Raw genomic sequence first — 26,220 nt, 5'->3', positions numbered from 1 at the left:
CAAGCTAGTAAGCAATATGCAAGAATCTTATTTAGATAAAGAAAAAGGATATTTTTCCAATATTAGAAAAGATATTGTTTCTTTTATAGGTATATCAAAAGATCAAACGATTTTAGAAATTGGTGCCGGCACCGGCGCGACTTTATTAGAATTAAAAAATAAAGGCGTTGCAAAAATAATAATGGGATTTGATATCGTTGATGTTAATCAGGATAAAGAAAAATTTGATTCTTTTATTATTGGAAATATTGAACAGGGCAATATCCCTTTTGAATTAGATTTTTTTGATAGTATACTGTTGCCAGATGTCTTAGAACATTTAGTAGAACCGCAAAAAACAATTCAAAAACTGATACCGCATTTAAAAAAAGAGGGACATTTTTATATTAGTTTACCTAACATAAGAAATTTTGAAGTTTTTTATAAAATTTTTATCAAAGGAAATTTTGAGTATACAGACGAAGGAATTTTTGATAAAACACATATCCGTTTTTTTTGTAAAAAAGATATGCTAAAACTAATCAGTTTATTTCCAGAGTTAAAAGTGCAAAAAATAGAATCAAATTTAAAACACCTTTCTTCAATAAAATCAACTTTGAACAAAATTACTTTAGGTGTTTTTGAACAATTTTTAAGTACACAATATTTTCTGAAAGTTAGACGAAATTAAAAACATACAACGCTGTTAATGAATAAGAAAGTATATATTGTTCTTTTAAATTATAACAACTCTGAGGATTCTATTGAATGCTTAGAAAGTATTTTAAAGTTACATTATACTAATTATCAAATCATTATTATTGATAATAGTGAAACATTACGCTATTTTGAAAAGCTGCAATCGTGGGCAGAAGGACAATCTTCATCTTTTTTAAGTATTGATGAAAAAGATTTTTTACTAGAAAGTAAAAATGAAAAAATACTTTTGGTTAAGTCTCATGAAAACAAAGGTTTTGCTGCAGGAAATAATCTGGCATTAAAATATATTTTAAATCAAAAAGAACATGATTCTTATATTTGGCTTTTAAACAATGATACTGTTTTAGAAAAAAACAGCCTTGCAGATATTGTTTCTGAAGTTGATAAGCAAGACATTCCAAGCTTAAAAGTTATTTATGGAACGGCTTTATTAGAATATGATGATCCAACAAAAGTTCAATCTTTAGGAGGTATGTACCATCCGAAAACAGGTTTGACATCACATTTAGGAGAAGGAATTTCGATTAATGAAGCAATTTTAAATTTTAACAAAATAGTTGAAAAAGCAAATTATCCCATCGGAGCTTCTATGATAATTAAGTATACTGATTTAGAATCAATAGGATTATTGTCAGAAGATTACTTTTTATTTTATGAAGAACTTGACTGGGTTTATCGAGCAAAACAAAAAGGCGGAAGTTTAAAAATATTACCGGTTTTTGGAATTTATCACAAACAAGGAAATAGCACAAAGTCAAAAATTAACGAACAAAAATCTGAATTTATAGACTTGGTTTCGATGAATAGCCGAATTACTTTTGCTAAAAAGTATAACCGAAAAAACCTTGGATTTATTTATCTGTCGATTTTAACTTTAACCATTGGGAATAGAATTTGGCAGAGAAATTTTAAAATAATTCCAAAGATTTTAAAAATGGTTTTTAGTAAAACCAAAAATTTAAAGCAATCAAATGAAAATTGATATTAGAAAAGTTTTTTTAGTGTTTCTGCCTTTTACTCAGGCACTAACATTGAATATTTTTTTTCCACTCAAAATATCTGAAATTGCTCTTGTAATTTTGCTGCTTTTCTATATTAATAAAAAAACAATCTCAAGAGATACGATTTGGTTTTTTAACAACAATATTATAATTGTATTAGTTGCGATTTTGGTCACATTATCGTTTATCGTAAATATATATTGGAATTATCCTTATCCGCCAAAAGAATTTCCGTTTCGAATAAATAGGGTTGGAGATAGTTTTATTAGAGTTTGTTATTTTTATTTGTGTCTGGCAGCTTATTTTGTATCTTATAGATTATTTACAAAAGATATAAAAATTTTAGAAATATGGATTTTTGGAGCCATAATAGCAGCAGTCTATGGATGGTATTTATTTTTATCATCAAAATTAAACATACCTTATTTTAAGCTTCCGGGAATCGAGGAGCCACAAATGTTAGAAGGTTTTATCAGGTCTAGTACTTTCAAAGAAGGTAATTATTTTGGATTGTTTTTATTACTATCGGCATCCGTTTCATTTTATTTAAAAAAAATGGTTCATGGCTGGTTTTTACTTTTTAGTGTCATTGTATCAATGTCTACAATTTCAATACTTTCGGTATTTATTTTTGTTTTCTTTTTTTATAAAAAAAAGCTTCTCCAATTAAGTTTTCTCCTTAAAGTTATTCCTGTTGTAATTATAAGTATATTAATATTTACTCAAACTGAATTCTATCAAAAATATGTATATGGAAAATTATTTGATCCGACAAAAACGCTTACTCAAAATAATTTTTCAAAAGCAGATCGGATTATTACCGGAAATGTTGCTTTTTATTCTGGAATAGAAAATCCTTTTTTTGGAGTAGGTCCAGCCAGTTATGGACTTCATTACGATCATTATAATAAGTATAAAAAAATTGTGGTGAATAGAAACGCATATTTTGATCATTTTGCACAACGGAAAAATGAAAGAGCGATACCCAATAATGTATATTTAGAGGTTTTCTCAGAATATGGTGTAATTGCTTCAGTGCTATTTCTACTGTTTTTGTTTTTAATTTTAACGAAAGCTTTTTATTTAAAAGAAGATTCTATTACGGCAGGTATAATTTGCATCATATTATCTTTTAATGCATTTCCGTCCTTTATTATGCTTTTTATTTGGGTTTTTCTGGCAATACCTTTTGCTATTCATAGAAATAAATTAAACGAACAGAAGCTAATAACAAATTAATTTTATCCATCAAAAAAACAGATTATTATGATTCAAGATATGTTTAAGAAATTTAAAATAGAATTAGTTTGTTTATTTTTCATAGCATTCTCATTTGTGTTTAAAATTTCTTTGGCTACACCGGCTATTTTGCTATTATTGCTTTTGAATGTTTCAAAAATAAAAAAACAAGATAATAATTTAACCGTTAAGTTATTGAGCTTATTGTTTGGATCAATTTATGTTTTATACATTTTATCTTTCCTTTTCAATTACGATTCTTCCTCAAAATTAATTGTCAGATCGCTTGGTTTTATATTTATTCCGGGAATGTTTTTAGTTAAAAAATTCAGTTTTGAGGAAATTAAATTTTTTATTTTTTCCTTTTTGTTTTTGCAGTTAATACATTTATTATACGTTGATTTTATTGTATTACAATATCAGTTTTTTTCGGACTCTAAAAGCTTTGAAAACTTTACAGCTTTAGTAGAAAACAAGTTTATTCTGGAAAGACCTTATTTTTCTCTAAATTGTCTACTATCCATTTTTTGTATTAAATTTTTACTCGATAATACAACAATTAAAAAGGCAATTCTTTATTTATTTATTGGTTTAATAATATTTACGTTGTTTATTATTGCGGCAAGACTTGCAATGGGAGTTTCAGTTTTGCTTTGCTTTTTTATCTTTTTAAAACAAATAAAAATCGTTTACGTTGTAGGATTTGTAAGTGTGTTGTTTATTATTGTATTTACTAATCAATACATAATGCAAAGATTAACTGTTGAAAAAGGAGAACCAAGAATTGTAATTTGGAAATGCGCAAAAGGAATTGTCGATGAAAAAACGTTTAATTATTTTGTCGGAACTTTTAGCAGTGAAAAGGTTGATGCAAAATTAATAGATTGTTATAATTCAAAAGAAGTATTGAGCGGTCCATATTGGTGGATTGGAAAAAAGAATTTTAAATACAATACCCACAATCAATACATTTGGTACTTTGTTACGTATGGTTTCTTGGGGCTTACTTTATTTTTAGGAATTTTTGGTATTCAATTTTGGAACTTTATAAAGAATAAAAATGGTTATTCATTTTTTTTCATTTTCATTTTTTCATCCCAAAGTTTATTTGAAAACCTTTTAAGCAGACAACTAGGAATATATTTGTTCTTATGGTTTTGTTACCTCTTTGTAATTCGAACTGAAAATACGATTCAAGATGCGTAATAAAATAGTAGTCAATGGTCGTTTTTTAACTCAAAAAGTTACGGGAGTTCAGCGAGTAGCTACAGAAATAAGTAAAAATCTGCAGGAGCATTATAGCGAAGAAATAGTTTTTCTTTGCCCAAACAAACCCTTCTTAAACCCAGTTTCAGAATCATTAAATTGTAAAAAAATAGGCTGCTTTTCAGGTTATTTTTGGGAACAAGTTGAATTACCTCTTTTTTTATTTAGGAATAAAGTTTTCTTATTAATTAATTTTTGCAATACAGCTCCAATTCTTTTTAAAAAGAATGTGATCGTTGTTCATGACATGGCTGTAAAAGAAAATAAAGATTGGTTTAGCTGGAAATTTGCTTTTGTTTATAACATATTTTTTTATTTCAATTTAAAAAAAGCTTTGAAAATAATTACTGTTAGTAATTTTTCTAAAAATGAAATTTTAAAATTTTATCCAAATGTTGAGCCATCAAAAATAGACGTTGTTTATCTGGCAAGTCTTTTTAGCTCTAATGAAGAAGCAAATCAAAAAGGCGATTATTTTATTGCCGTAAATTCATTAAATCCTAGAAAAAATATTAAAGTAATTTTAGAAGCTTTTAAAGTATTAGATCTACATCAATTTAAATTAAAAATTATTGGGGATTCTTTCAATAATGTATTTAATAATGATCTTTTAGAATCTGATAGTTTGAATGTTGAATTTTTAAATGATATTTCAGATGTTGAATTAAAAAAAGAAATGAAAGGAGCAAAGGCACTTATTAACGGTTCTTTTTACGAAGGATTTGGGCTTTCTGCACTTGAAGCAATGAGTGTTTCTACGCCATGTATTTTGTCAAATATTCCGGTATATAAAGAATTATATAATGAAACAGCATTGTTTTTTGATCCAGGCAAACCTTTAGAATTAGTGCAAAAAATAAAAGATTTAATTGATTTAGAAAACTATACCGATCTTTGTAAAAGATCATTTGAACTATCTCAAAAATTTAACTGGGAAACAACGTCACAACGTTATATTTCTATAATTGAAAATTTGAAAAAAAATAAAACAACTTGAAAAAAGCACTAATTAACGATTGGTATTATGTAAATGGAGGTGCCGAAAAAGTAATTCATTCCATTAACTCAATTTGGAATAATTTTGATCATTTTGCATTAATAGATTTCCTTAATGATGAAGATCGAAACTTCATTCTTAATGGAAAAAAAGCCAAAACGAGCTTCATTCAAAAATTACCAACAGCAAAGAAAAACCACCGTAAATTTTTGCAGCTATTTCCACTAGCAATAGAACAATTTGATTTAAGCGATTATGATTTAATTATTAGCTCATCATCTGCTGTGGCAAAGGGAGTTGTAACAAAACAAGAACAATTACATATTTGTTACTGTCATTCCCCTATGCGTTATGTGTGGGATTTACAAGAAGAATATTTACAAGATGCCAATTTAAATAAGGGAATAAAAGGGCTTTATGCTAAACATGTTTTAAATAAAATAAAAAAATGGGACGTTGCAAACTCTAAAAATGTTGATTTTTTTATTGCAAATTCAAATCATATCGCCAAAAGAATAAAAAGGATTTATAACAGGGAATCAATTGTAATTTATCCGCCTGTTGATGTTGATTTTTTCCAATTAGAAGAACAAAAACAAGATTATTATTTTACAGCATCGCGCTTAGTTTCTTATAAAAAAGTTAGATTAATTGTAGAAGCGTTTAATGAACTTCCTCATTTAAAATTAATTGTTGCAGGAGATGGACCAGAATTTAAAAAACTACAAAAAATAGTTAAAAGCAACATTAAACTTGTTGGTTTTGTTGATTATGAAATGCTTAAAAATTATATGCAAAAGGCTAAAGCGTTCGTCTTTGCCGCTCAGGAGGATTTTGGAATAATTCCTGTTGAAGCACAAGCTTGCGGAACTCCAGTTATAGCTTTTGCAAAAGGAGGAGCTTTAGAAACAGTTGTTGAAAATGAAACAGGGATTTTCTTTAATGATCAATCATGTAAAAAGATTAAAGAAGCTTTAATTGCTTTTGAAAAGACAGAATTTGATCCTAAAAAAATTCGGGAACATGCCATGAAATTTTCTAAGCAGCGATTTGAAAATGAAATGAAAGATTTTGTTGAAAAAAAGTTTAAAGAGCATATGAGGCTTGAACAAAAAAGTATTTGAAAATTATCTTTAAAAGTAAAACGGAAAAAATTTGTTAAATACTATGTTAACAATATTTTCTTAAACAATAAATTTTATCTGTAAAACGATTATTTTTAAAAACAATTAAATCATAAAAATTTAGACATGAAAAAATCATTTTCAATATTAACATTTTTTATTTCTGCAATGTGTTTTTCGCAAATTTATGTGCCATATGGTACTGTATATGCTACTACAAATTCCAGTACAACAAGTAATATTGGAATTGCGGTTACTGATCCAAATGAGAAATTAACAATTGATGGAAATATAAATCTTATAAATCCGGTAAATGTGTATCGAAAAATTGGATTTACAACAACAGATAGTTTTTCAAATGCTCAAACCAACAATATACCAATAGCAAATTATGGTATGACGATGAGTAAATTTGATAGTTCTAGCCCATCGCCAACAGTTTCATTCTCTGGATGGAATGGAATTAATTTTTATACAAATACTGCAGAAAGAATGAAAATAAGCAGTTCTGGAAAAGTAGGAATTGATGTAACTACTTTTCCAACAAATCCACTTTATGCTAACTATAAACTTTTTGTAAAGGGAGGTGTCTTAACAGATGAAATACGTGTTAGTTTAAGTTCAAATGGAACTTGGGCAGATTATGTATTTTATGATAAGTATAAATTAATGCCTTTATCTGAAGTAGAAACTTTTATAGCAACTAATAAACACTTACCAAATGTTCCATCTGCCAAGCAAGTGGAAGAAGATGGAATTAACGTATCAGAGATGTTTAGAATTCAACAAGAAAAAATAGAGGAGTTAACACTATATATTATAGAGCAGAATAAAAAAATAGAAGCACTTGAAACGATAGTAAAATCTAAGAAATAGTATAAAAATCATTTTTAAAAAGAAGAATGATTTGATTTTAAAAACAGCATTTATATATTAAATAACTGCCTAATTAATTTTAGGCAGTTTTGTTTTTTATGATAGTTCTATAATTTTCAAAACACTTACATTTGCGTTGTATAAATAATCATTATGAAAAGAATACTTATTACCGGAGCAGCGGGTTTTTTAGGATCACATTTGTGCGATCGATTTATCAAGGAAGGTTATTTTGTTATTGGAATGGATAATTTGATTACCGGAGATCTTAAAAACATTGAGCATTTATTCAAATTAGAACATTTTGAATTTTACCATCACGATATTACAAAATTTGTCCACATACCGGGCGATTTAGATTATATTTTACATTTTGCTTCACCGGCAAGTCCTATAGATTACTTAAAAATTCCAATTCAGACTTTAAAAGTTGGTTCTTTGGGAACCCACAATTTGCTGGGATTGGCAAGAGTAAAAAATGCAAGAATTCTTATCGCTTCAACTTCTGAAGTGTACGGAGATCCTTTAGTACATCCTCAAACAGAAGAATACTACGGAAATGTAAATACAATTGGACCAAGAGGCGTTTATGACGAAGCTAAACGTTTTCAGGAATCAATAACAATGGCTTATCATACTTTTCATGGTGTAGAAACCAGAATCGTGCGTATTTTTAATACATACGGTCCAAGAATGAGACTAAATGACGGACGTGTTATTCCAGCGTTTATTGGGCAGGCACTTCGCGGAGAAGATTTAACAATCTTTGGAGACGGTATGCAAACTCGTTCATTTTGTTATGTAGACGATCAGGTTGAAGGTATTTTCAGATTATTACATTCTGATTATGTATATCCGGTAAATATTGGAAATCCTGACGAAATCACAATTAAAGATTTTGCAGAAGAAATTATAAAACTAACAGGAACGAATCAAAAAGTAGTATACCATCCTTTACCAATAAATGATCCGTTGCAGCGTCAACCGGATACAACAAAAGCAAAAGAGTTATTAGGTTGGGAAGCAAAAGTAAGTCGTTCTGAAGGAATGAAAATTACATACGATTATTTTAGATCACTTTCTAAAGAAGAACTTTCTAAAGAAGAACATAAAGATTTTTCGAATTACATAAAATAGTATTAGAAAGAACAATTTATGACGGTGGTTCAAACAGGAAGATACTCAAAATATATAAGGCCAATCAGTATTTTAATAGATCTGATGGTGATTACTATTTTGAGTTTTTTTGTTTTTAAGGAATTAGTTGCAAATATTTTATTTTTTATTTTTTATCAATATTTAGGATGGAGCTTAATTGCTTTTTCTATAAAATTTTATGATGTATATCGATTCACGCCACCAGTTGTAATTGCTTCAAAAATATTCAGGCAAATAATTCTGTTTCTTTTAATTGTAATTGCTTTTTTTCCATTTTCCAGGCAGGTTATTTTTGACCAAAGAGCCATTGCAATATTTGCATTTTCAATTACAGTATTGGTAAGTATTTTTAAATTTTTGTTGTTTTTTTATTTAAAAAAATACAGAATAATAACAGGCAGTAATTATAGAAATGCTGTTATTATTGGGTTTACGCCAGAAGCAATTCGGTTAAAAAATCTATTTGAAACAAGAAAAGATTATGGTTATCGTTTTTTGGGATTCTTTTCAGATAAAAAAGAAAATCAAGAGATTACAGGTAAATTAGAAGATTTAAAACCTTTTGTACTAGCAAATTCTGTTGATGAAATATATTGTTCTTTACACGAAGTATCGAACAATTACTTGAAAGGACTAATTGATTTTGCTTACGAAAATAATAAAGGCATAAAATTTATTCCAGATACAAAAGAGATTTTCTCAAAAAATCTAAAAATAGATTATTACGATTTATTTCCTGTGCTTTCGCTGAAACAAACAATATTGAACGAGCCCGCAATTAAAATTTTAAAGCGTTTTTTTGATATTTTATTCTCTATTGTAGTTATTGTTTTTTTATTATCGTGGATATATCCATTATTAGGAATTTTGATAAAATTAGAATCTAAAGGACCAGTTTTTTTCAAACAAGGGAGGCCTGGAATAGACGAAAATGAATTTGTTTGTTATAAATTCCGTTCTATGAAAATGAATAAAACAACAGAAAAAGAAGCCTCAAAAGATGATCCGCGGGTTACAGCAATTGGTAAATTCATGAGAAAAACAAGTATTGATGAGCTTCCGCAATTTGTCAATGTTTTATTGGGAGATATGTCAGTTGTTGGACCAAGACCACATCTTTGGTCACAAAATAAGGAATACGGAAAGAAGTTAAAAAAATATATAATTCGTCATTCTGTTAAACCAGGAATTACCGGATTAGCGCAAGTAAGCGGTTTTAGAGGAGAAATTACAACAGAAAGAGATATGATTAACAGAATAAAATTTGATGTTTTTTATATCGAAAACTGGTCTCTTATTCTTGATCTGAAAATAATTTCGCAGACGATAATAAACATTTTTAAAGGCGATAAAAAAGCATATTAATGAACGATTTAGTATCTATTTTAACCCCGACATATAATACTGAAAAGTTCATTAGAGCTACTATAGAATCAGTTCAAAACCAGACATATCAAAACTGGGAAATGATTTTGGTTGATGATGCATCGACCGATGAAACGGTTAAAATTATTTCTGATTTTGTAGAAAAAGACAATCGAATAAAACTCTTCAAGTTAACCAAAAATTCCGGAAATGGTTTCGCCAGAAATGTTGCTTTAGAAAAAGCTTCCGGAAAATATATTGCTTTTTTAGATGCCGATGATTTATGGTTTCCAAATAAACTCGAAAAACAGCTTCAGTTTTTAAAAGCAAATAATTTGCCGTTTACTTTTAGTTTTTATGATTGTATCGATGAAGAAGGCAATAATTTAAACAGAAGGGTAGAAGCACCTTTAAACTTAACGTATAATCAGTTATTCTTCTGCAATTATGTAGGCAATTTAACAGCCATTTACGATGCAGATTTTTTCGGAAAAATTGTAATTGAAGCTACGCAAAAAAGGCAAGATTGGCGTTTATGGCTCACAATTTTAAAACAAATAAAAGAAACAAAACCAGTTCCAGAATCTTTAGCATTTTATAGAATTAGAAAAGATTCTATTTCATCTTCAAAATTCAAATTGATAAAACACAACTTTGGTATTTATCGAGATTTTCATGGTTTTAACTTCGTGTCTTCTGTTTTATTGATGATACGATTTCTATTTACTCAGTTGGTTATAAAACCAAGATATATAAAGAAAGTTTAAATATTCTCTAAGGTCGCAATTTGCGACCTTAGAGAATCACGATTAAATTGGAGGTCACAATTTGTGACCTCCAATTATCAAATTAAGATATTTTGAGAGGGAATCTTCGCAAAAACTTGATGTCGCAATTTGCGACCTCCAATTTAAACATAAAATTTTTTAAAAAAACTTGAGGTCACAAACTGTGACATCAAGTTTCTAAGGTCACAATTTGTGACAGAGAATTATTTTTTATACCCAATCTTGATTCTTTCAACTTCATTTTCTTTTTTCTCAGTTAGTTCATCTAGATAAGAAAAAACCAATTCAATATTTTTATCATGATTCTCTAACTTCTTTTGAATCTGCAAAATATCAACTTTAATTTCTGTTGTATCCAGAAGCATTTGCCTCACTTTCGAGAAAATACGCATGATTTGAATATTAGTTTGAATTGCTTTGTCACTTTTTAGGATACTTGAAAGCATTAAAATTCCATGTTCAGTGAATGCAAAAGGAGATATTCGAGTTCCTCCCCAACTTGAGGTCACAATTTGTGACCTCAAGTTATTAAATTCATTTTGTGATAATTCAAACATAAAGTCGTCAGGAAATCTTGATATATTCCTTTTAACAGATTGTTTGAGTACTTTAGTTTCTATTTCATAAAGTAAAGCTAGATCACGATCAAGCATCACTTTTTGACCACGGATAAAATATATTTTATTAGAGATACTTTCCTCAGAAAGTAAAGATTGATCGTCCATAAGTTTTTAGTTAAAAAACAAATGTAAGATTTTATTTATATTTATAAATAAGATTTAAACTGTTTTAATTTCCCACGATTAGATCTTTCTAAAATAGATTTTCTTGTAAAAGTGAAGTTTAAATTTGGTTCTAAATATAAATCAATTGCTTCTTTTATTTTTTGAATTTGTTCTGAAACTAATTCTTTTTCAGCAACATATTCAATTTCAAAAGTATCTAAATGAGTTTGTTTGATGATAAATTCTTTTACATTTCCATCATCTTCAATAATGCTTTTAGTAACATAATAGAACGTCAAACCAGGAGATTTTTTCCCGCTTGGTAAAATGGCAACATCATTTGTCCTGCCAATTAATTTTTTTAAGATTGGCTTTTGAGGCGTACTTTTTTCATCGAGAATTCCGATGTCGCCAATTTCATATCTGATAAAAGGATTTGCTTTGTTGAATAATGACGTAATCACAATTTTTCCTTCCGTTCCATGTGGAACAACATTATTGTTTTCATCTAAAATCTCTACAAAAAGAGTTTCTGCATTTACCTGCCATTCGCCTTGCGAATTTTCAAAAGCAATTAAATCCAATTCAGACGCACCATATTCGCTGATAATTGGAATGCCGAATTGTTTTTCCAGTAGTTTTTTATCTGTTTCAAAAAGCATTTCCGAAGTTACGAAACAAGCTTTTAAAGTTGGACAGATTTCATTTAATATGATATTTCTCTGTTCTAAAAATTTGGCAAATAATACAATTGAACTAGTATAACCATTGATATAATCGAATTTTTTCGATCTGAATTTCTGCAGAAATTTTTCAAGAATTTCATCAGATAAATCAAAAACGGGAAAACGAAAACGATGCGTCAGGAAATCTTTGAAACGTTCTTTTTGGTATCCAATAAAATCCATCGGAATTCCATAAAAGCGTGCTTGGTAGGAATGATTAAAATCAATATTAAACCATCCAAAACGCATAATATTGGATGCCCATGTTAAAGCGTGAGAATATTTATCTTTAGCAAAAACAAAAGGAGTTCCGCTTGATCCGGAAGTTTTGTTGAGGTAAATATTGCTTTTTGAATAACCGTTTGAAAGTCTTTCTTCGAGTGGTTTTTGCAGATTTTGTTTGTTCAAAATGGGTAAATCTTCCCAGTTTTTAACATTTATATTTCCAATTAATTCTTTATAAAACGAGTTATTCTTTAAATGAAAATCAACAATTTCTTTCTTTTTATCTTCGAGAAAAGAAGCATATTCTTCTTCAGAAAAATGAACAATTTTATCCAATTCGGCTTTGGCTTTCTTTATCGGAAAACCATTTAATTGAAGGGAAAGATCAAAAAGACGAATCATTAAACTGCTTCTTTTAAATCGTAACGCTTAATTGATTTTAGTTCCTGACCTTTATTTGATTCTTCTTCTTCAATATCAAAGTCGTCTTGAAGCCCCAGCCAAAATTTAGCAGAATTTCCAAAATAATGACTTAATCGCAAAGCAGTATCAGCAGTAATTCTTCGATTTCCTTTAATGATTTCAGAAATTCTCGTCTGTGGAATTTTCAAATCTTTAGATAAACGATAAGGTGTAATATTTAGAGGAATTAAAAATTCTTCTACTAAAATTTCTCCGGGATGTATATTTTTTAATTTTTCCATTTTAATTCATTTTAATGATAATCGATAATTTCAACATTTGAAGCATTTCCATTTTCCCAAACAAAAATTATTCGCCATTGATTATTGATTCGAATGCTGTAAAAATCTTTTAAATTACCACTCAATTTTTCAAGACGGTTAGAAGGTGGAATTCTTAAATCGGTTAAATTTTGAGAGTTATGAAGCATTCTAAGTTTTCTTCTGCTAATTTGTTGTATTTCAATTGAAGGTTTTTTGATAACAATACCATTCCAAATTTTTTCAGTTTCTTTCGACCCAAATGAGATTATCATACCTTTTACATTACTAACGCCAAAAGTAAGTAAAAAAAATTATTATATACGGTTAAAAGCGACTATTTTTGCAGCACAACATAAATACAACTATACCATGACAATTTTATTATTGGGATCAGGCGGAAGAGAGCATGCTTTTGCGTGGAAAATGATTCAGAGTCCGTTTTGCGAAAAACTTTTTGTTGCACCAGGAAATGCAGGAACAGCTGCAATTGCTGAAAATGTGGCAATTGCTCCAACCGATTTTGAAGCAATAAAAGCATTAGTGCTAAAAGAAAACATAAGCTTAGTAGTCGTAGGTCCAGAAGATCCGTTGGTAAAAGGTATTTATGATTATTTTAAAAACGACGAAAGTTTAAAAAATATCCCAGTAATTGGACCATCAAAATTAGGAGCACAGTTAGAAGGAAGTAAAGAATTTGCAAAAGAATTCTTGATGAAACACAATATCCCAACTGCAGCTTACGATAGTTTTACTGCCGAAACGGTTGAAGAAGGATGTAAATTTCTGGAAACATTACAGCCGCCATTCGTTTTAAAAGCAGATGGTTTAGCAGCAGGAAAAGGAGTTTTGATTATTCAGGATCTTGAAGAAGCAAAAACAGAACTTAGAAACATGCTGGTTCACGAAAAATTTGGAGCAGCAAGTTCAAAAGTGGTTATCGAAGAATTTTTGGATGGAATCGAATTAAGCTGTTTCGTCTTAACAGACGGAAAAAGCTATAAAATTCTTCCAACAGCAAAAGATTACAAAAGAATTGGTGAAGGTGATACAGGGTTAAATACAGGCGGAATGGGAGCAGTTTCTCCAGTTCCTTATGTTGATGCTGTTTTGATGGAAAAAATTGAAACGCGCATCGTAAAACCAACAATCGAAGGTTTCCAAAAAGACGGAATCGAATATAAAGGATTTGTATTTATTGGTTTGATCAATGTAAAAAACGAACCAATTGTTATTGAATACAACGTAAGAATGGGAGATCCTGAAACTGAAGTTGTGGTTCCTAGATTAGAATCTGATTTAGTTGAATTGTTCCTTTCGGTTGCGAATCAAAAATTAGATGAATTCGAATTAAAAATTGATCCAAGAAGTGCAACTACAATTATGGTGGTTTCTGGCGGATATCCTGAAGATTTCGAAAAAGGAAAAGTTATTACAGGTTTAGAAAATGTTACTGATTCGATAGTTTTTCACGCCGGAACAAAATTAGATGGCGAAAATGTCGTTAGTAATGGAGGACGTGTTTTGACAGTAACATCATACGGAGATGATTTTCAACAGGCCATAAAAAAATCTTACCAAAATATAGATAAACTAAATTTTGATAAGATGTATTTTAGAAAGGATATTGGCTTCGACTTACTTTAAGAAAGAGTGAGCCGTTGTATCTTGGTTTTCAGTTCCTGCAGCATCAAAAACACGTAATTGTTTAATCCAATATACGATTGCTGCAGAACAGATGATCATGAAAATCCAGTTGATCGTGTTTGCACCAAACCAAGTGATCAACTCTAAATGACGTAAAAAGTCAAGAGGAGCAAACAAAATGTTAACGAATAAGTATTGTATTCCTTCAAAAAAAGCTGTCATAATTTATAAAATTATATGTTATTATTGTTTTAACGCATTGAAGCAAAATTCAAACTGAGAATCTTTTTTCAACTTGTTGGTTTTCCTTTTTAAACAAGTATTATATTTACAGTCACAAAAGTATAAAATATCCTTATGATAACAAGTGTTTTTAAAAAATCTACACCATTAAATTATTCGTTGGTTGTAATTTTGATACTGGTTTTCTTCTTTATGTTTCAAATTCGAGAAACGTCTTGGATAAATTCTTATTTTACAATATTTCAAAAAGTAAGTTTACTGTGCTTTATTTTTGCTTCATTTTTCATGGTCAATTTTATTGTCAAGAAAAACGGGCTCAGTAAAGACAACGGTTACGCGATATTTTTCTACTTATTATTCATTCTGTTTTTTCCAACAATATTCAATCATCCAAATGTTGTTTATGCCAATTTCTTTATATTATTGGCACTTCGCAGGTTGATTTCCCTTCAGTCTTTAAAAGCGTCAAAAGAAAAAATATTCGATGCTTCTTTTTGGATTTTTGTAGCTTGTTTATTTCAATTTTGGAGTATCCTTTTTATAATTTTAGTTTTTATATCAATAATTTTTCACGTTTCAAGAGATTATAGAAACTGGGTTTTGCCATTTATTGCACTTTTGGCCGTGTTAATAGTCTTTTATATGGTTTCATTAATGTTCCATATTGATGCTTTTAAATTTGTTCAGGAACGTGCCGTGGTCGATTTTAGAATAGATTATTTTAAAAATAATTACGAAAATGGAGCACTTTCGATATATGCAGCAGTTGTCGTATTTTTTGTGTTTTCAATGTTAACAACATTATCAAACAGACCGCAGATTGTGCATACATCGTATAAAAAAGTTGTAGCCTGTTTTTTTATTGCGGTTTTAGTTTACGTTATTTCGCCGGACAAAACTAATGATTTGTTATTTTTCAGCATCGCACCACTATCAATGATGGCGGCAAGTCATGTAGAATATATGCAGCAAAAACTCAACAACGAAATTGTATTTTATGTTTTGATTTTGTGCAGCTTATTTACTTTTTTCTCTCAGTTATAATTTACTTCCGTACGCAAGATCGCCGGCATCACCAAGACCGGGAACAATATAATTTTTCTCATTCAGTTTTTCGTCTAAAGAAGCAACCCATAAATGACAATTTTCGGGAAGGTTTTTTTCAAGATGGGCAATTCCTTCCGGAGCAGCGATAACCACAACAATATGAAATTCTGTTGGAGCAGCATTTTCAATCAACTTTTTATGAACTGCTACAATAGATTGCCCCGTTGCCAGCATAGGGTCAAGAAGTAAAACCGTTTTATTGTTTAAGTTTGAAATAGCCTGATATTCAACTAAAATTTCAAAATCGTCACCGCCATTTGGATGATGTCTGCAGGCAGAAACAAAGCTGTTTTCAGCATGGTCAAAATAATTTAAAAAGCCATTATGAAGAGGTAATCCGGCTCTTAAAATCGGACACAAAACCAAATCAGTTTCAATCTCCGTTGTTTTTTTGATGCCCAGCGGCGTTTGAATTTCAACACTTTTATACGGTAAAATTTTGCTTAATTCATAAGCCATAATTTCGCCAATGCGTTCTATATTTCTTCTAAAACGCATACTGTCGTTCTGCACATTTACATTTCTAATTTGTCCCAGAAAATGATTTAGAACACTATTGTTTTCAGATATATAATGAATTTTCATGATGATTTTTTAATTTATTAACGAACAATTATATAAAAACAAAAATTAATTTCTTTTTTTCGCAGCATAAAAGTATAAAAAGTATCTTTGTATCTCTAAAAAATAAAGACATGTTTTCAAAATTAGCATATTCTGTTTTCGAACAAAGCATTAAAGATTATCATCAATTTGATAATGTTGACCAGCCTATAAACAATCCATTTCCAAAAGATAAATTCGAACATTTATTATATTTAAAAAACTGGATCGATACTGTTCAATGGCATTTTGAAGATATCATTCGCGATCCGCAAATTGATCCCGCAGCGGCTTTGACTTTAAAAAGACGAATCGACGCTTCAAATCAGGAGCGTACTGATATGGTTGAATATATCGACAGTTACTTTTTGCAAAAATACAGTCATGTAAAAGCAAAAGACGGAGCAAAAATTAATTCAGAAAGTCCAGCTTGGGCATTTGACAGATTGTCTATTTTAGCTTTGAAAATTTATCACATGAATGAAGAAGCTACTCGAGCAGAAGCTACTCAGGAACACAGAGATAAATGTCAGGAAAAATTAAACATTCTTTTAGAGCAAAGGACAGACTTGTCTACAGCAATTGAAGAATTATTGACTGATATCGAAAGTGGAGAAAAATTCATGAAAGTTTACAAACAAATGAAAATGTACAACGACGATGATTTGAACCCGGTTTTATACCAAAATAAAAAATAATTTGGCAGAGTTGTCTAACAGCCAAATTAAACATATAGCCGTCATGAGACTTTCCGCAATGGGAGATGTCGCCATGACGGTTCCTGTTTTACGTGCTTTTGTAAAGCAATATCCAACGGTAAAACTAACCGTTATTTCGCGTCCTTTTTTTAAACCTTTTTTTGACGGAATCCCAAATCTTGAGTTTTTTGCTTTTGATGAAAAAGAAAGACACAAAGGATTTCCGGGACTTTTACGTTTATTTAGAGACGTAAAAAAACTCAAAATTGATGCTTTTGCAGATCTTCATAATGTTTTGAGATCTAAAGTGGTGAGTTTGCTTTTCGCTTTAAGCGGAAAAAAAAGAGCAACTGTAGATAAAGGTCGAGAAGGAAAAAAAGAATTAACAAGAGCTGAAAACAAAATTTTCAAACAATTGCCAACGATGTTTGAAAGACATGCGAAAGTGTTTGAAGAACTTGGTTTTCCTGTAGATTTATCGAATCCAGAGTTTCCTAAAAAGGCAGTTTTTGGTGGAGAAATCACAGATTTAGTTGAAGAAAATTATGAAAAACTGATTGGAATTGCTCCTTTTGCCCAATACGATTCTAAGGTTTATCCTTTAGATTTAATGAAGGAAGTAATAACAAAACTGGCAGAAAATAAAGATTATACGATTTTGCTTTTTGGAGGAGGAAAGAAAGAAATTGAAATTTTGAATTCACTTTCAGAACCTTTTAAAAATGTAATAAACGTTGCCGGAAAAATTAAATTTCAGCAGGAATTAAAATTAATAAGCAATCTGGATGTAATGCTTTCTATGGATTCTGGAAATGCACATATTGCTGCAATGCTTGGTGTAAAAGTAATTACACTTTGGGGCGCAACACATCCTTATTCCGGGTTTTTACCTTTCAACCAAAGTTTAGAAAACGCTTTAACTTCAGACAGAAATCAATATCCAAAATTACCGACTTCTGTTTACGGAAATAAAATTGTAGAAGGTTATGAAGATGCAATGAGAACGATTTCTCCAGATGAAGTTGTTTCTAAAATTAAGAACCAATTATAATATTATTGTCAGACTGAGCGAAGTCGAAGTCCTCTGAGCATATAAGCCCTTCGACTTCGCTCAGGGTGACAAAAGCAATAAAGGTCAAATAAAAAAATTCCAAATTCCAATTGTAACGTTGGAATTTGGAATTTTTTTTTAATTGGAGTTTTTATAAGTCCAGAAGAAAATATCCCAATGCTTTCTTTTTGTTTTTATCAACTACAACTTTAACAAAATGATTTTCTTTTTCTGTAGCCAATAAAATGTGTTCAAAATCATTGGTTGAATTTCTGTACACTTTATGTACCAATTCAGATTCTTTAATTTTTTTCGATAGAATTTTAGCCGCTTTCAATTCACTTACATAAGGCCAAATATTAAAAAAGCTATCATTCGAGATTGAGATTTCGGTCATTCCCTCATTCTTTGAGCAATCATACTTTTCTTTTGAAAGTAGTTTAGGAGCTTTTCTGTTTTTTCTTTTTTTGATAACGAAGTAGAGACAAAAAAGAGAAGTTATTACAAAAAGTAATATAAAAGTTAGACGAAGGTAGTGATGCATTGCCATAATATTGAATGTTTTAAAAACGTGTTGACAAGTCTTAAGTGCACTACTAATATACTAAATTTCCAGCATGTTTTTTAAAAACAACCCAATTATTTAAATGTTTTTTTGTGTATTTCTTAAATTTGAGAAGTAAGCTTTCCAAAATTTAATTCTGATAAAAGAAAAAATCTCACAAAAAAAAGTCCAAATCCCAACAGTAAAATTGGAATTTGGAATTTATCCCGAAGCCTCGGGATTGGAATTTAACAGACTAAACGTCGTCGTAATCTACATAAATAGTATCCGAAGTTGGGTGCGCCTGACAAGTTAAAATTAAACCTTCGGCAATTTCACCATCTGTTAAAATAGAATTTTTTGTCATTTCAGCAGTTCCGGCAGTAACTCTTCCTAAACAGCTGCTGCAAATTCCGCCCTGACAAGAGTAAGGAGCATCAACGCCATGTTTTAAAGCTGCATCAAGAATGGTTTGTTTTTTAGACATTTCAAAAGTAACTTCTTCATCATCAACTAAAACAGTAATTTTAGTATGTCCTTCCTGAGAACCTTGAATTACATGTTCTTCAGAAGAAGTAGTAAAAAGCTCAAATTTAATAGCAGATTCTTTTACGTTTTTCTCTTTCAAAACATTCGAAACTGTATTGATCATTTCTTCAGGTCCGCACAAATAAAACTTATCAAATTCTAATTCTTTGTGCTTGTTGTTCAATACAAAATTCACAGTCGATTTTTCGATTCTTCCAAACAATGCATTTTCAACTTTAGCCTGACTGTAAACATAATGCACGAAGAAACGGCCCACATACTGTAATTGCAAATCGTGTAATTCCTGATGGAAAATAGTTGATTCTGGAGTTCTGTTTCCGTAAACCAATACAAATGAACTTTTTGGCTCATTCTTTAAAACTGATTTTAAAATAGAAAGTACTGGCGTGATTCCGCTTCCGGCAGCAAACGCCACATAATTTTTTTGTCTCTCAGCATCCGGCTCAAAAGTAAATTTTCCTTCCGGCTGACCCACTTCAAGAACATCTCCTGCTTTTAGTATTGTATTCGCAAATTGCGAAAACAAACCGCTTTTTACGGCCTTAACCGCAATTCGCAATTCACCGCTTTCTGGTGCAGAGCAAATAGAGTAAGCACGGCGAATTTCTTGATTATCAAGAGTTAATTTTAAATTTATGTATTGTCCGGCTATAAATTTATAGTCTTGTTTAAGTTCTTCTGGAACATTAAAAAGTACTGAAACCGCATCGGCAGTTTCACGTTTTACCTCTTTAATTATAAGTTTTAAGAATGAAGGCATGATTTAATTTTTTTGCAAAAGTAGCAAACCATAAGTAATTGACACTTACTAAAATATTTTTTTTAACTTTTTTTGTAACGTTTTCCTACATTTGATCTCTTACTACAAAAATCTAAACCAATTAACCATGATTAAAAAGTTTATTTATCTCGAATGGAAAGCCTTTATTAGGTCGGCATCATTTGGTAAAAACCTGGCAATGAAAATTATAATGGGATTTTTAATGATCTATTTTTCATTAATTTTTATTGCAATGGGTATTGGGGCATTTTACATTCTTAAAGAAATGCATCTGGAACCATTAGTAACCATAAACAGGTTTTTGATTTATTATTTTCTTTTTGATTTAGTAATTCGTTTGCTGCTGCAATCAATTCCCGTTTTGAACATAAAACCGTTATTGGTTTTGCCTTTTAAAAAACCCGTAATTGTTCATTTTTCATTGGGAAAAACTGTTTTGTCCTTTTTTAATTGGGTTCATGCTTTATTTTTTGTTCCGTTTTCAGTTGTTTTAGCGATAGAAGGATATGATATAACAGCTATTATTTTCTGGAATTTGGCAATGATTTCTTTTATATACATCAACAATTTTTTAAATATAATTTTAAGTAATATCGATAAATTATTTGTTGTTTTTGTTGGATTAATTCTTGTTTTGGGCGGCGCGCAATATTACAAATTGTTTGATGTCACAACTTTTACAACTCCCTTTTTTCAAGGACTTTATACTATAAAAGGATTATTTTTAATTCCCGTTTTAGTATTGGCGGGCTTATATTTTTTTAGCTTTAAATTTTTGAAAAAAAATCTGTATCTCGACGCAGGACTTTCTGTAAAAGAAGATGTTGCAACAACAGAGAATCTTTCTTGGCTTAATCAATTTGGAACCGTGGGAACTTTTCTAAAAAACGATATTAAACTTATCAAAAGAAACAAAAGGTCGAAAACGACTATTTTTATGAGCTTTTTATTTTTGTTCTACGGATTTTTATTTTTCTCCGGAGGAATTGAAACCTACGACAAACCAGTAATGCACCTTTTAGCAGGGATTTTTGTTTCGGGCGGATTTTTATTTGTCTTTGGACAATTTGTACCAAGCTGGGATAGTTCGTATTATCAATTAATGATGACACAAAATATTCCGTATCGCGGTTATATTATGGCAAAATGGTGGCTGATTGTTATTGCCACAATTATTTCTACAATTCTGGCTTCGTTTTATATTTATTTTGGATGGCAGATTTATTTAACCATTGTTGTTGCAGCAATTTATAACATTGGAGTCAATTCACATTTAGTTTTATTGGGAGGTGCATTTACTAAAACCCCAATAGATTTAAGTAATGCCGGCGGAGCTTTTGGAGATAAAAAAGCGTTTAATGTAAGCGCGATGTTATTAACGCTTCCCAAAATTTTACTGCCTTTAGCGTTGTATGCAATCGGACTTTATTTAAACAACAAAAACCTCGGATTAGCATTAGTTGCCGGAGCCGGCGTTTTAGGTTTTATTTTTAAAGACAAGGTTTTTTCTTTAATCGAAAAAAGATATAAAATCGAAAAGTACAGTACAATAAATGCTTATAAACAAAAGAGTTAATTAGAGAATATGTCAATTTGATAATGAGATAATTTTATCAGATAGAAATCTAAAACCAACAATCTAAAATCTAAAATTACAAATGATACAAGTAAATCAACTTTCAAAAATATATAACGGTACTACAGTTTTAAACATTCATAATCTTGAAATTCCAAAAGGGCAGAGTTTTGGATTAGTGGGCAACAACGGAGCAGGAAAAACTACTTTTTTTAGTTTGCTTTTAGATTTAATCCAGCCTTCAGCAGGAGATATAACAAACAATGATATTCAGGTAAATAAGAGCGAAAACTGGAAATCTTTTACAGGTTCTTTTTTAGATGAAAGTTTCCTGATTGGCTATTTGACTCCCGAAGAATATTTTTATTTTATTGGAGATTTACGTCATCAAAATAAAGCTGATATTGATGCATTGTTAGCGAAACATGAAGAATTTTTTAACGGAGAAATTTTAAACAACAAAAAATACCTTCGCGATTTATCAAAAGGAAACCAAAAGAAAGTGGGAATTATTGCCACACTTATTGGAAACCCTGAAGTAGTAATTTTAGATGAACCTTTTGCAAATTTAGACCCGACAACAGTAAGCCGATTAAAGAAAATTATTAAAGAATTAGCTGAAAATCCAAATGTTACTGTTTTGGTTTCAAGCCATGATTTGCAACACACCGTTGAGGTTTGCGATAGAATCGTTGCACTTAATAAAGGCGAAATTGTAAAGGATATTCAAACCTCAGAAGAAACCTTACAAGAATTGGAATTGTTTTTTGCAGTATAACTCTCGAAAGTTTCAAAAAAGAAGTGTATTTTTACAAGTCATTATACTAAAAATGCTTTTTAGAAGTTAATGCTTTAAAATCAGTTCTATTGAAAAAGAATACTCTTAAATATAGTTTTTTTCTCACGTTTTTTCTCCTTTTGATAGCATGTTCTACCAAGAATAATACTTTTGTGAACAGAAATTCCCATGCATTAAGTACAAAATATAACATTTTGTATAATGGGGGAATTGGTCTCGAAAAAGGACTGCTATCCATTCAGGCCAACAATCAGGATAATTTTTGGAAAAGGCTTCCTATTGAAAAAATGCAGTTTGATGAAAATTTTTCGGAAGGATCAAAAACAAAAAATCCTGATTTTGAAAAAGCAGAAACAAAGGCAACAAAAGCAATTCAAAAACACTCCATGAATATTGGAGGAAGAGAAAGAAATTATCAAATTGACGAAGCATACTTAATGCTTGGAAAAGCCAGATATTACGATCAGCGTTTTATTCCGGCCTTAGATGCATTCAATTACATTCTCTACAAATATCCAAACAGCAGTAATATTTATACGGCAAAAATATGGCGCGAAAAAACCAATATGCGCTTAGGAAATGATGCGATTGTGGTTAAAAATATCAATCAATTATTAAAGAAAACAGATTTAGATAAACAGACATTTTCTGATGCCAATGCTTTATTGGCCGAAGCTTTTCTGAATTTAGAAGAAAGAGACAGTGCCGTTGCTAAACTTAGAATTGCAGAAGAATTTTCAAGAATAAACGAAGATCGTGCTCGTTATAAATTCATCTTGGGACAAATGTATCAGGAAGTTGGAAATAAAGACAGCGCTACCTATTATTATGATGGCGTAATCGACATGAATCGTAAAGCCAACAGAAAATACATGATGCATGCTTACGCAAAAAAAGCGCAGATGTACGATTATGAAAAAGGCAACGATACCATATTTTTAAAAATCTATAATAAGTTAGTTGCAGATCGTGAAAACCGACCTTATTATGATGTTCTTTTTTATGAAATGGGAGTTTTCTATGATAAAAAGAAAGACAAAGAAAATGCATTAAAATTCTACAATAAATCTTTAGGCAGAAAATCTACAGATCCTTATTTAATGGCATCGGCTTATAGAAATATTGGAAACATGTATTTTAAAAATACAGACTATACAATGGCTGCTAAATATTATGACAGTACATTGACAAAATTAGACCCAAAAACAAGGGAGTTTACTTTTATCGAGAAAAACAGAAAAAATCTTGACGACGTAATTAAATACGAAGGAATTGCAAAACGAAATGACAGTATTATTAAAGTCTACGGATTGCCTGATGCTGACAGAAAAATTTATTTTGAAAATTACATTGCCGAGCTTAAAAAGAAAGACGAAGCAAAACGAATTTTAGAAGAGAAAGAAAAAGAGAAGTTAGCGAATATTGACCGAAACACAAATGCTTCGAGTGCGCCAACAGCAATAAATCCGAATTCATTGGGTAAACCTGCAGATCCTGATGACGGAATAAGACCTCCATCTGGAAATGATGCCACAGCAAGTACTTTTTACTTTTACAACCCAACAACAGTTGCCTACGGAAAACTGCAGTTTAAAAAAATGTGGGGTAACAGAACGCTTGGCGGAAACTGGAGACTGGCTACAATAAAATCTGCAAATGATGCAGCAATGCTCAATGACAGTATAAATGAAGTGGAAGCAGCTAAATTGAAAGATACAGTTGTTATTGAAAAATATACCACTGCTTTTTATGAAAAACAGCTTCCGAAAACACAAACAGCAATGGATAGTATTGGTAAAGAACGCAACTTTGCCTATTATCAATTAGGTCTTATATATAAGGAGAAATTTAAGGAATATAAATTAGCAAGTGATAAACTGGAGCAATTACTGAAAAATAACCCAGAAGAAAAACTGGTGCTTCCATCGAAGTATAATTTGTATAAAATATATCAAATTACAGATCCGGAAAAAGCAGCAAGAATTAAATCAGACATAACAACAAATTATCCAACTTCGAGATATGCCCAGATTTTAAATAATACAAATGCTGATGATATAGCTTCGCCTGAAAAAGAATACCAAAAATGGTATAAACTATTTCAGGAAGAGAAATTTGATGTTGTCTTAGATAATATTGACAATTTAATCAATCAATATTCTGGAGAAGAAATTGTTTCTAAATTTGAATTACTAAAGGCAAATACTTTAGGAAAAGTAAACGGATTAGATGCTTATAAAAAAGGTTTAGAAAACGTGGCAGATAATTATCCAAATAGTGAAGAAGGAAAAAATGCCAGAGAAATTTTGGAGAAAGATGTCCCAGCTTTAGAAAGACTTAATTTTACAACTGTAGATAATAAAAACTGGAAAATTGTATATCTGGTTTCTAATACGGATACTAAAACAGTTAAAAAAATTGAAGAAGCAATTAGAGTATTTTTATTAGTTGAAAACTTTGAAAGACTAACGACTTCTATTGATAAATACAATAGAACAGAAAGTTTTGTAGCTATTCATGGTTTAAAATCTGAAGCTTATGCCAGAGATGTAGCAGGAGTTTTAAGAGATGATGCTAAATATAAAATTGCACATCCGTCAATTATTATATCGACCGATAATTACAAAGTGGTTCAAATTAAAAAGAACCTCGACGCCTACCTCGCCCCAAAAACCCCATAATATAATGTTTGACAAAGTAAAAAAAAACGGAACAGAACTTTTAGGAAAAACAAACCGAATTGTTGAAGGAACTTCTATTGTAGGAGACATTGTCTCAAAAGCTGATTTTAGACTAGACGGCGAATTGATTGGAAATTTCACCTCGCAGGGAAAATTAGTGATAGGCGCAACAGGCGCAGTAAAAGGAGAAATTATTTGTAACAACGCCGATATCGAAGGTGAATTTCATGGAAAAATTAAGGTTCTTGAAATCCTTAATATTAAAGCCTCAGCAAAAATTCACGGCGAAGTTGCCGTTGGAAAACTTTCTATAGAGCCGGGAGCAGATTTTACAGCAACTTGTACCATGCTTACACAAAATAAAGAAGTAACCATAAAAGATGGAAAAGGACCCGAATAAAAAACAAAATAATAAATGGATAGCCCTCATAAATATTCCTATTCAAATGGGGGTTATTATTTTTATATTTAGTTACTTTGGCACCTGGTTAGACAAAAAATATTCTAACGGAGGGTCGCTTTGGACAATTGTACTTTCATTATTCTCTGTTTTTTTAGCTTTATATAATGTCATCCGGCAAGTTAAAAATTTAAATAAAGAATGAATAAATCCGTAAATTTCCTAAAGTATTTTATTCCCTTTTCAATTGTATTGTTTCTAACACAGTTCTTTGTAATGCAATCATTATCAGAAAGGATAGCTTTTTTTTATTCAGCCTGGAGTATCTATCTATTTAATATCGTAACTACAATTCTTATTTATCTTGTGCTTACTTATATAAATAAGAATTTCTCAACCTATACCGGTTTTACTTTCCTTGGTCTTAGTTTTTTTAAGATGATGGCTGCTATTGTTTTTTTAATTCCATTTATAAAATCAGATGTTTCGGATCCTATAATTGATGTGAGCTCGTTTTTTATTCCTTATTTTTTGTTTTTGCTTTTCGAAACATATTTTACAATTAGACTTATTAATAAAGGTTAATTGCTTCATTTTTAACAATATCGTAATTTAAAGTTGCATTAATAAA

At 30.2% G+C, this 26,220-nt stretch carries 27 protein-coding genes; 19 read left to right on the top strand and 8 right to left on the bottom strand.

Annotated features, from left to right (window positions below):
• Positions 1-16: 16 nt before the first annotated feature.
• The 10 genes from BUE10_RS08450 (at position 17) to BUE10_RS08405 (ending at position 10,492) form a co-directional block, all read left to right on the top strand.
• Entirely contained in the window at positions 17-670 is a 654-nt protein-coding gene (locus tag BUE10_RS08450; protein WP_073484100.1) for a class I SAM-dependent methyltransferase, read from the top strand.
• Between the two features lie 18 nt (positions 671-688).
• Positions 689-1,681 (top strand): glycosyltransferase, encoded by a 993-nt coding sequence (locus BUE10_RS08445; RefSeq protein WP_073484098.1) that lies wholly within the window; start codon positions 689-691, stop codon positions 1,679-1,681.
• A complete protein-coding gene (locus tag BUE10_RS08440; RefSeq protein ID WP_073484096.1) occupies positions 1,671-2,939 on the top strand; it encodes an O-antigen ligase family protein in 1,269 nt (422 codons plus the stop codon). The genes BUE10_RS08445 and BUE10_RS08440 overlap by 11 nt, the downstream gene beginning before the upstream one ends.
• A 747-nt stretch (positions 2,940-3,686) precedes the next feature.
• Entirely contained in the window at positions 3,687-4,145 is a 459-nt protein-coding gene (locus tag BUE10_RS23860; protein WP_143055952.1) for a hypothetical protein, read from the top strand.
• Entirely contained in the window at positions 4,138-5,202 is a 1,065-nt protein-coding gene (locus BUE10_RS08430; protein ID WP_073484092.1) for a glycosyltransferase family 4 protein, read from the top strand. The genes BUE10_RS23860 and BUE10_RS08430 overlap by 8 nt, the downstream gene beginning before the upstream one ends.
• Positions 5,199-6,326: a glycosyltransferase gene (locus BUE10_RS08425; RefSeq protein WP_073484090.1), complete on the top strand. Its 1,128-nt coding sequence runs from the start codon at positions 5,199-5,201 to the stop codon at positions 6,324-6,326. The genes BUE10_RS08430 and BUE10_RS08425 overlap by 4 nt, the downstream gene beginning before the upstream one ends.
• A gap of 126 nt (positions 6,327-6,452) precedes the next feature.
• Positions 6,453-7,202 (top strand): hypothetical protein, encoded by a 750-nt coding sequence (locus BUE10_RS08420; protein WP_073484089.1) that lies wholly within the window; start codon positions 6,453-6,455, stop codon positions 7,200-7,202.
• Between the two features lie 153 nt (positions 7,203-7,355).
• A complete protein-coding gene (locus BUE10_RS08415) occupies positions 7,356-8,339 on the top strand; it encodes a UDP-glucuronic acid decarboxylase family protein (protein WP_073484087.1) in 984 nt (327 codons plus the stop codon).
• An 18-nt stretch (positions 8,340-8,357) separates the two neighbouring features.
• Positions 8,358-9,725 (top strand): exopolysaccharide biosynthesis polyprenyl glycosylphosphotransferase, encoded by a 1,368-nt coding sequence (locus tag BUE10_RS08410; protein ID WP_073484085.1) that lies wholly within the window; start codon positions 8,358-8,360, stop codon positions 9,723-9,725.
• A complete protein-coding gene (locus tag BUE10_RS08405; protein ID WP_073484083.1) occupies positions 9,725-10,492 on the top strand; it encodes a glycosyltransferase family 2 protein in 768 nt (255 codons plus the stop codon). The genes BUE10_RS08410 and BUE10_RS08405 overlap by 1 nt, the downstream gene beginning before the upstream one ends.
• 224 nt (positions 10,493-10,716) lie before the next feature.
• Here BUE10_RS08405 and BUE10_RS08400 read toward each other — a convergent pair whose 3' ends face one another.
• Genes BUE10_RS08400 through BUE10_RS08385 form a run of 4 tightly spaced genes read right to left on the bottom strand, consistent with a single transcriptional unit; the run spans position 10,717 to position 13,185 of the window.
• Entirely contained in the window at positions 10,717-11,238 is a 522-nt protein-coding gene (locus tag BUE10_RS08400; protein ID WP_073484081.1) for an ORF6N domain-containing protein, read from the bottom strand.
• Between the two features lie 41 nt (positions 11,239-11,279).
• The gene (locus BUE10_RS08395) at positions 11,280-12,590 is read right to left on the bottom strand and encodes a phenylacetate--CoA ligase family protein (protein ID WP_073484079.1); all 1,311 of its coding nucleotides are present in this window, start codon (positions 12,588-12,590) and stop codon (positions 11,280-11,282) included.
• The gene (locus tag BUE10_RS08390; RefSeq protein WP_073484077.1) at positions 12,590-12,892 is read right to left on the bottom strand and encodes a HigA family addiction module antitoxin; all 303 of its coding nucleotides are present in this window, start codon (positions 12,890-12,892) and stop codon (positions 12,590-12,592) included. The genes BUE10_RS08395 and BUE10_RS08390 overlap by 1 nt, the downstream gene beginning before the upstream one ends.
• 11 nt (positions 12,893-12,903) lie before the next feature.
• Entirely contained in the window at positions 12,904-13,185 is a 282-nt protein-coding gene (locus tag BUE10_RS08385) for a type II toxin-antitoxin system RelE/ParE family toxin (protein WP_073484075.1), read from the bottom strand.
• Positions 13,186-13,282: 97 nt separating this feature from the next.
• Here BUE10_RS08385 and purD point away from each other — a divergent pair, with 97 nt between their 5' ends.
• The gene (purD, locus tag BUE10_RS08380; RefSeq protein ID WP_073484072.1) at positions 13,283-14,557 is read left to right on the top strand and encodes a phosphoribosylamine--glycine ligase; all 1,275 of its coding nucleotides are present in this window, start codon (positions 13,283-13,285) and stop codon (positions 14,555-14,557) included.
• Here purD and BUE10_RS08375 read toward each other — a convergent pair.
• Complete coding sequence (locus tag BUE10_RS08375; RefSeq protein WP_073484070.1) at positions 14,549-14,779, bottom strand: DUF6341 family protein; 231 nt, start codon at positions 14,777-14,779, stop codon at positions 14,549-14,551. The genes purD and BUE10_RS08375 overlap by 9 nt on opposite strands.
• A 135-nt stretch (positions 14,780-14,914) precedes the next feature.
• Between BUE10_RS08375 and BUE10_RS08370 the strand changes: the two genes are divergently transcribed.
• A complete protein-coding gene (locus BUE10_RS08370; RefSeq protein ID WP_073484068.1) occupies positions 14,915-15,844 on the top strand; it encodes a DUF6427 family protein in 930 nt (309 codons plus the stop codon).
• Here BUE10_RS08370 and upp read toward each other — a convergent pair.
• Positions 15,839-16,492, bottom strand: coding sequence for a uracil phosphoribosyltransferase (upp, locus tag BUE10_RS08365; protein WP_073484066.1), 654 nt, complete (start codon positions 16,490-16,492; stop codon positions 15,839-15,841). The two genes, BUE10_RS08370 and upp, sit on opposite strands and share 6 nt — an antisense overlap.
• A gap of 110 nt (positions 16,493-16,602) precedes the next feature.
• Between upp and BUE10_RS08360 the strand changes: the two genes are divergently transcribed.
• Together BUE10_RS08360 and BUE10_RS08355 are read left to right on the top strand one after the other, a co-directional pair.
• Complete coding sequence (locus tag BUE10_RS08360) at positions 16,603-17,208, top strand: DUF4254 domain-containing protein (RefSeq protein ID WP_073484064.1); 606 nt, start codon at positions 16,603-16,605, stop codon at positions 17,206-17,208.
• A 43-nt stretch (positions 17,209-17,251) separates the two neighbouring features.
• On the top strand, positions 17,252-18,259 hold the full coding sequence (locus BUE10_RS08355) for a glycosyltransferase family 9 protein (RefSeq protein WP_073484238.1): 1,008 nt from the start codon (positions 17,252-17,254) through the stop codon (positions 18,257-18,259).
• 151 nt (positions 18,260-18,410) lie between these two features.
• Here the strand turns inward: BUE10_RS08355 and BUE10_RS24205 are convergent, their stop codons facing one another.
• Together BUE10_RS24205 and BUE10_RS08345 are read right to left on the bottom strand one after the other, a co-directional pair.
• Positions 18,411-18,656: a hypothetical protein gene (locus tag BUE10_RS24205; RefSeq protein WP_234984725.1), complete on the bottom strand. Its 246-nt coding sequence runs from the start codon at positions 18,654-18,656 to the stop codon at positions 18,411-18,413.
• A 403-nt stretch (positions 18,657-19,059) separates the two neighbouring features.
• Positions 19,060-20,112, bottom strand: a complete 1,053-nt coding sequence (locus tag BUE10_RS08345) for a ferredoxin--NADP reductase (protein ID WP_073484060.1) — start codon at positions 20,110-20,112, stop codon at positions 19,060-19,062.
• 127 nt (positions 20,113-20,239) lie between these two features.
• Here BUE10_RS08345 and BUE10_RS08340 point away from each other — a divergent pair, with 127 nt between their 5' ends.
• The 5 genes from BUE10_RS08340 to BUE10_RS08320 all read left to right on the top strand — a co-directional run bounded on the left by BUE10_RS08340 (position 20,240) and on the right by BUE10_RS08320 (position 25,794).
• Complete coding sequence (locus tag BUE10_RS08340; RefSeq protein ID WP_073484059.1) at positions 20,240-21,709, top strand: DUF5687 family protein; 1,470 nt, start codon at positions 20,240-20,242, stop codon at positions 21,707-21,709.
• An 82-nt stretch (positions 21,710-21,791) separates the two neighbouring features.
• Positions 21,792-22,487, top strand: coding sequence for an ABC transporter ATP-binding protein (locus BUE10_RS08335; protein WP_073484057.1), 696 nt, complete (start codon positions 21,792-21,794; stop codon positions 22,485-22,487).
• An 89-nt stretch (positions 22,488-22,576) separates the two neighbouring features.
• Positions 22,577-25,189, top strand: coding sequence for a type IX secretion system periplasmic lipoprotein PorW/SprE (locus BUE10_RS08330; RefSeq protein WP_073484055.1), 2,613 nt, complete (start codon positions 22,577-22,579; stop codon positions 25,187-25,189).
• Between the two features lie 4 nt (positions 25,190-25,193).
• Complete coding sequence (locus BUE10_RS08325; protein WP_073484053.1) at positions 25,194-25,589, top strand: bactofilin family protein; 396 nt, start codon at positions 25,194-25,196, stop codon at positions 25,587-25,589.
• Complete coding sequence (locus tag BUE10_RS08320) at positions 25,570-25,794, top strand: AtpZ/AtpI family protein (RefSeq protein ID WP_073484051.1); 225 nt, start codon at positions 25,570-25,572, stop codon at positions 25,792-25,794. Before BUE10_RS08325 ends, BUE10_RS08320 begins: the two co-directional genes overlap by 20 nt.
• The last annotated feature ends 426 nt before the right edge of the window (positions 25,795-26,220 follow it).

This window comes from Flavobacterium sp. CF108 (assembly GCF_900129795.1).
Taxonomy (GTDB): Bacteria; Bacteroidota; Bacteroidia; order Flavobacteriales; family Flavobacteriaceae; genus Flavobacterium.
Note: the sequence above shows the minus strand (reverse complement) of the source record. Positions and strands in the feature narration are given on the sequence as shown.